Consider the following 5,640-nt stretch of genomic DNA (forward strand, 5'->3'; position numbering starts at 1 on the left):
TGTGGTTACAATAGCAGAGAGGATACACCTGTTCCCATTCCGAACACAGAAGTTAAGCTCTCTAGCGCTGATGGTACTTGGTGGGAAACTGCCTGGGAGAGTAGGACGTAGCCACGTAATCTTTTTTATTATGATACATTTAGAATATGAGTTAGTATTTTACTCTAATTGAAAAATAAAAGACTTACTGATTTTTATATCAACTAGTCTTTTATTTTTCTTTAAAATTTTAATTGAATTCTTGAATAGATGTTATATATTTACTTAACATGCTAACCTTCATTTAATACATTGTATCCAAGAGCTATTCAATTTAAATTATTATTATGCCATTATTTTATATACAAATTCTTTTAATTTATCTAATCCAGATAAGAAAGTATTTTCATTGCAAGCATAAGATATACGAATGTATTTATCCATACCAAATGCTATTCCAGGAACAACTGCGACATTATATTCTTCTAAAAACTGATTACAAAATTCGATAGAAAAGCTATCTTTATACTTAAATCTCTCAGATACTTTAGATAGGTCTATAAAGGCATAGAATGCACCATCTGGATTTACGTATCCTACATTTTCTATAGAATCTAATTTAGATGTAATTAAGTCTCTTCTATACTTGTATGTTTTAACCATATTATCTATATCAGTTGAGCAATCTTTTAAGGCTCCATATGCTATGTACTGTGCTGTTAAACTTGGATGAGATATAAGATGTCCCTGTATAGAGCTCATTGCCTTAGCAATCGTTTTATTAGATGCAGTATATCCTAATCTTAATCCAGTCATTGCAACTGATTTAGAAAAGCCATTTATAGTTATTGTTATATCTTTAGCCTCTTTGCTTAATGATGCAATTGATGTAAATTTTTCATTATAGCATATTTTTTCGTATATTTCATCTGCTAAAATATATATTTTATTCTGTATACATACATCTACTATTTCTATTAACTCATTTTTTGTATAAACACTACCAGTAGGATTCGAAGGGTTATTTATTACAAGAATTTTTGTTTTGTTTGTTATAGATTTTTCAAGTTCTTCTTTTGTTAACTTGAATCCATTTTCTTTTTTAGTGTCAATGAAAACTGGAACAGCATTAACCAACCTAACCATTTCAGGATAACTAACCCAGTAAGGTTTTGGTAGTAATACTTCATCTCCCTCATCTGTTAAAGCTAGTAAGGTATTTGTTATAGAGTTCTTTGCTCCACTTGATACAACTATTTCATCTATTGAATAGTTACAATTGTTTTCTTCAATAAGTTTTTTACATATTTCCTCTCTAAGTATTTTTAATCCTGGAACTAAATCATATTTAGTGTAATCTTTATTTAAAGAATCAATACCATAAGATTTTGCGTTATTAGGCACATTAAAATCAGGTTCTCCTATACTAAGATTTATTACTTTAATTCCGTTATTTTCCATTTCCTTAACTTTCGAACTAATACCTATTGTGTAGGATGGTGTTATAAAGTCTAGTCTTTTTGATAACATAAAATTCCTCCTTTTAAATTATTATTTATATTATACGACAATTTTAAAGAATTTACATAAGGAAATTTGTAGATATATATATTAATATATATAAAAATATACGCTTTTTGCCTAAAATTAGTGTAAAAAAAAGAGAAAATTTTTTTGACTCTCGAAGTTGTTAGAAACGCTACTGTTCAAAATATCTACATAGTATTTGCAATGATTTGCGTAAGTTTGACTATTATGTACAAATTTGGTAATCTTAATGTAGCAATTATTAAGATAATCCCTTTAACTTAGTTGAAGGGGATTTTTTTAGACTTAATATACTACATATAGTGGTATGTAGATTAATAAAATACAATATATAGTAATAGGAGGGTTTTTTAATTGGTTGAATTCGTAAAAAAAAGAGATGGAAGAGTAATCCCATTTAATGAAGATAGAATAACAAGAGCTATATTTTTAGCAGCGACAAATGTTGCAGAAAGGGAAGGAATAGTACCTGATTATAAATTATCTGAACAACTAACTCAAGAAGTAATAAAATTTTTAAATCATAGATATTCAGAATCCGTTCCAAGTGTTGAAGACATTCAAGATTCTGTAGTTAAGGTTCTTATAGAAACTGGTCATGCAAAAACTAGTGAAGAATATATAATATACAGAACTGAAAGAAGTAGAATAAGAAATTCAAAAACAAGATTGATGAAGGCAATAGAGGAAATTACTTTTGAGGATGCAGAAGATGCTGATATAAAAAGAGAAAATGCAAACATTAATGGTAATACAGCTATGGGAACGATGCTACAATATGGAAGTACTGTATCTAAAGAATTTTGCAAGACTCATATATTAAAACCAGAGCATTCTTTTGCTCATGATAATGGAGACATACATATACATGATATGGACTTTTTAAACATGGGAACATTAACTTGTTGTCAAATAGATGTTAAAAAACTATTTAATGGTGGATTTTCAACAGGACATGGTTTTTTAAGGGAACCACAAGACATAATAAGTTATGGAGCATTAGCTGCAATTGCTATACAAAGCAATCAAAATGATCAACATGGAGGTCAAAGTATACCATTTTTCGATTATGGATTGGCTGAAGGTGTATATAAGACATTTAAGAAATTCTACATAGGAAATTTAGCTAAAGCGTTAAAGTTATTCAAAGGAATTGAAAATAATGATGCAATAAAGAACATAGTATATAATACAGAGAAAGAAACAAATCAAAAGGTTGGTCTTAAGAGAGATGAACTATATCTTAATTTAGAAAAAAAGAAATTAATAGAAACTTTTGATATTAATGAAGAACTTGTAAATAACATACAAAACTTTGCCTTTGAAGAATCATATAGAGAAACTGATAAAAAAACATACCAATCTATGGAAGCATTTATACACAATCTAAACACAATGCATTCTAGAGCAGGTGCACAAGTACCATTTTCAAGTGTAAACTTCGGAACAGATACTTCTGAAGAAGGAAGAATGGTGACTAAAAATCTTTTATTATCTCAAGAAAGAGGTTTAGGTAATGGAGAGACACCAATTTTTCCAATTTTAATATTTAAGGTCAAAGAAGGTATAAATTTAAATCCTGAAGACCCTAATTATGATTTATTTAAATTATCATGTAGAGTATCAGCTAAAAGACTATTCCCAAATTTTAGTTTTTTAGATGCACCTTTTAATGCAAAATATTATAAAAAGGGTGAGCCAGATACAGAGGCTACATATATGGGTTGTAGAACAAGAGTACTTAGTAATGTGTGTGGTTCAGAAACAGTTAGTGGTAGAGGTAATATATCTTTCACTACAGTAAATCTCCCAAGATTGGGTATAAAGCATGGTATTGTAAGTAATGAAAAAGTTAATTTAGATGATTTCTTTGAAGAATTAGATGAGAAGATAAACTTAATTATAGAACAATTATTAGAGCGTCTTGAGGTTCAAGGAAATAAAAAGATGAAGAACTTCCCATTCTTAATGGGTCAAGGAGTATGGAAAGGTTCTGATGATTTAGGGCCAGAAGATACATTAAAAGAAGTAATAAAGCAAGGTACATTGACAATTGGATTTATAGGTTTAGCAGAATGCCTTATTGCTCTTATAGGTAAACATCATGGAGAAAGTAAAGAAGCTCAAGAGTTAGGGTTAAAAATAGTGTCACATATGAGAAATAGAATGGATGAAGTAACAAACAAATACAAATTAAATTTCTCTTTAATGGGTACTCCAGCAGAAGGTCTTTCAGGTAGATTTACTAAAATAGATAAAAAAGTCTATGGAGAAATCAAAGGTATTACAGATAAAGAATATTATACTAATTCATTCCATGTACCAGTTTATTATAATATAAGTGCATATGATAAAATTGAGATAGAAGCTCCATACCATGAATTGACTAATGCAGGTCATATAACATATGTAGAGCTAGATGGAGATCCATCTGATAATTTAGAAGCTTTTGAAACTGTTATAAAGGCTATGAAGGATTTGGGTATAGGATATGGAAGTATAAATCATCCTGTAGATAGAGATCCAATATGTGGTTTTTCAGGAGTAATAACAAGTAATATATGTCCTGTATGTGGAAGAAATGAAGATGAAAGTGACATCAAATTTGAAAGAATAAGAAGAATAACAGGATATTTAGTTGGCACAGTTGACAGATTTAATAATGCTAAAAAAGCAGAAGTAAGAGATAGGGTAAAACATAGATAGTTTTATTTGGAGGAATAAGTTATGAAAATAAGAATGTCATCTACTATAAGTTATGACAGTATAGTTGATGGACCAGGATTAAGAATGGTAATATGGACTCAAGGATGTATTCATAATTGTAAAGAATGCCATAATCCTCAGACACATGATTTATATGGGGGATTTTATATGGATACAGAAGAAATTATAAATAAGGTAAAATCATTGAAATTACAAAAGGGTATTACGTTATCAGGAGGAGAACCGTTCTTACAGCCAGAACCATTAGAAGAAGTAGCAAGAGAAGCCAAAAGAAATGGATTAGATGTATGGTCATATACTGGGTTTACATTTGAACAACTGTTAGATAAAAAAAATAGCACATATTTCAAAAATTTAAATTTACTAAAACAAATTGATATTTTAGTAGATGGAAAATTTATGGCTGAAAAAAAAGATATAAGCTTAAAGTTTAGAGGTTCATCAAATCAAAGAATAATTGATGTTCAAAAAAGCTTGAAATATAAAAAAGTATTTTTAGCTGAACACTATATGAAGGACGATTTATCTATAGCAGAATAGAATTATAAGTAGACGGGAGTAAATATAAGTACATATTTATTTTCGTCTATTTCTATGTTATGTTTTAAATTTATATAATAGTATAATAGAAGATATAACAATTAGGTTAAAATTAGATTAAAATATTTACTGTGTATTTAAGCTTGAGTCTTTTATAGTTTAGGTTATTTTAGTATATAGGTTCTAAAAAATATATCAGAGATTATCTAATTGGATTCTTTGCTAAGAAACAATATTCAACTGACTTACAAAAATCTTTAATTATTACAATATAAATATTTAGATAAATGATAAGATACTGATAAGCAATTTGAAAGAACATTAATTTAATATTATAGATATTAATGTTAAGTAGTCTAAAAAATATAGAAGCTTTAAAGTAGGTATTTTAAATAAATAACTAAGTGTAAATTTAATATGTGAACAGATTCTATAGTACAGATTAGATAAATAAATAAGGTATAATTATATAATATCTGTTGTTGTACAAAAAATATTAAATTTTGTAATTTGTGGATAAATGTGTTTATAATGTGGATAATATTTAATATGATAAGTTAAAACAATATGAACCAGTTGTTTATAATGTGGATAATATTGTAATATATTCATAAATGGGACATTCAAAAATAAAAAATGTGAAAAAAGTTGTTGACTCTAAAAGAAAAAGTTGGTATAGTAATACTTGTCCTCAAGAAAAGGGCAAACACATAAGGTATAAAGAACTTTGAAAATTAAACAGTAGGTTAATTTATAAACAAGAAACAAACCATAAAGCCAGATATTTTGATAACAATAGTATCTGAGCCTGATAAACTTTTATTTGAGAGTTTGATCCTGGCTCAG

At 27.9% G+C, this 5,640-nt stretch carries 3 protein-coding genes and 1 rRNA gene; 3 read left to right on the forward strand and 1 reads right to left on the reverse strand.

All coding sequences use genetic code 11. From position 1 onward, the window contains the following. Positions 1–117, forward strand: a 5S ribosomal RNA gene (rrf, locus tag KGF42_RS18600). Positions 118–324: 207 nt separating this feature from the next. Here the strand turns inward: rrf and KGF42_RS18605 are convergent. Further along, entirely contained in the window at positions 325–1,509 is a 1,185-nt protein-coding gene (locus KGF42_RS18605; RefSeq protein ID WP_054272128.1) for a pyridoxal phosphate-dependent aminotransferase, read from the reverse strand. Positions 1,510–1,881: 372 nt separating this feature from the next. On the opposite strand from KGF42_RS18605, the gene KGF42_RS18610 reads away from it, so the two are divergent. Both KGF42_RS18610 and nrdG read left to right on the forward strand, forming a co-directional pair. After that, complete coding sequence (locus tag KGF42_RS18610) at positions 1,882–4,233, forward strand: anaerobic ribonucleoside triphosphate reductase (RefSeq protein ID WP_227826871.1); 2,352 nt, start codon at positions 1,882–1,884, stop codon at positions 4,231–4,233. A gap of 21 nt (positions 4,234–4,254) precedes the next feature. Continuing rightward, positions 4,255–4,794, forward strand: coding sequence for an anaerobic ribonucleoside-triphosphate reductase activating protein (gene nrdG, locus KGF42_RS18615; protein ID WP_107594548.1), 540 nt, complete (start codon positions 4,255–4,257; stop codon positions 4,792–4,794). Positions 4,795–5,640 lie beyond the last annotated feature (846 nt).

It is taken from the genome of Clostridioides sp. ZZV15-6383, from assembly GCF_020657735.1.
In the GTDB taxonomy this organism is placed as follows: Bacteria; Bacillota; Clostridia; order Peptostreptococcales; family Peptostreptococcaceae; genus Clostridioides; species Clostridioides difficile_D.